This window comes from Thiohalocapsa sp. (assembly GCF_019695415.1).
Lineage (GTDB): Bacteria > Pseudomonadota > Gammaproteobacteria > Chromatiales > Chromatiaceae > Thiohalocapsa.
The window spans coordinates 1-1,668 of the sequence record NZ_JAIFKJ010000163.1; the positions used below are offsets into that span (position 1 = coordinate 1).

The following is a 1,668-nucleotide window of genomic DNA, read 5'->3' on the forward strand; positions in this document are numbered from 1 at the left end:
TTGGTCGGCGGGGGTGACGCGCGGGGTTGGGGGGGGGAGGGTGGCCGGGGCCGGAACCGGTGTGCCGTCCCACAGGCGGCGGTTTGGAGCGTTCGGTTGGGGGGGCTGGTTGCAGGTCGCGGTCGGGCCCACTGGCATGTGCATGGGGCAAAGGGTTGGAAGGCTGGCAAGGCCCTCCTCGACCGGTAGGTCGAACTGTGCCCAGTCTCTGCTGAGCGTCTGCACGAGCATGTAGGCCAGCATGACCACGAGAACGTGCCCGCGGGTGCTCTCTTCACAACGGACATAGACTGGCTGAGTTTCCAGGAAGCTCTTCTTTGCGGTCCGGAAAGCCCACTCCACTTCAGCCAGATCCTTGTAGCGCTGGTGTACCTGTTCTTTCTCCGCCCGAGCAGCCTGGACATCGGTCTTGATCACATAGCAGCCGTCGAGTTTCTCGGCCTCCGCTCGCGCGTCCTCGTCGATCTCCAAAAGCAGCTCGCGCGGCTTGTCCGCGGTACCGGCTACCGCGACGAAGCCTTGCAGCTTGAGTTTCTCGATCTTTTCGGCGACCTTGCGCTTGGCAACCTCTGCCTGAGCCCTCGAGTGTCCGTGAAGATACTCGTTCTGTTCCTGCAGCAATGCCCGAACGGCATTGAGCTTGCTTGTTCGCGTGGCCCGGATTTCATCCCGGCGCATCGGGTTACAGCGAAGGATGTAGCGGATCTGACCATCGACGACCTCCGCCAAGTCACTGTCGAAAAGCTCCATCTGCAGCAGGCCGCGGCGCAACAGGGTATGGATCTCCGGCTTGCTGATGGCCGTGATGTAGTTGAAGTTGAACTCATCACTATGCAGTTCGTTGATCTGCGGCCCCTTCAGCATCCCCCGATCTCCCACCAAAACGATGCTTGCGGCCGCAAAACGTTCGGCCAGCTTGCGCAACTGCGAAGAGACGGTTGCGGTATCACGAGTATTGCCGGCAAACACTTCAATGGCCACCGGCACACCCTCGTTGTCGCAAAGCAAACCGATAACGATCTGCATTTTGCCCTTCTTCTTGTCGCGGTTGTAACCAAAGGCCGCGAAATGGTTCTGCGTGCCTTCCAGGTAGCAACTGGTCACGTCGTAAAGGTAGTAATCGTCGCCGTCGGCGGGCAGGCGGCGGAATGCCAACAGGCTCTGTTCGATACGAGACTGTTCGGCCGCCAGCCAAGCAAGGTTTTTGTACAGATCGTCTTCGCAGAAGCTGGGCAGGTCAAGGATATCCACGGCGGCGGAATTGGCCGCCAGGCGCACGGCGGAAAGCCGGGAGCCCTGCTCGACAACACGGGCGATAACCTGCCAGAGAGCCAGCTTGGCTTCTGTTGAGTCTCCCAGAGCCTGAACAATTCCCAGCTCCTGCGCCTTCTTCATGATCGTGTAAATATCGCCAAATCGGGTGCCTTGCTTGAGTTCCACATCTCCAGAGCCATCCGCCAAGGCGGCAAGCTGATCCTTGTGCTTGAGAGCCAGGCGTATCGCGGCAATCTCTTCGTCGCTGCATTGGGAGAGATTGGCGATGGTCTTGTGTTTGACTCGGCCTTCCTCTCGGTAGCTGGTTCGAAGGAGGTGTCGAACTGATCGTCCGCCGTTGGTTTTGCATGTGTCCACGTACATGACAATCAATGTCACACCTATTAGTCCGAA

The 1,668-nt window shown here is 59.1% G+C and carries 1 protein-coding gene; it reads right to left on the reverse strand.

Annotated elements, in window-relative coordinates; all coding sequences use genetic code 11:
- A partial coding sequence (locus tag I6U14_RS04335; protein WP_296897150.1) for an IS1634 family transposase occupies positions 1-1,638 on the reverse strand: 1,638 nt, incomplete at its 3' end.
- Positions 1,639-1,668 lie beyond the last annotated feature (30 nt).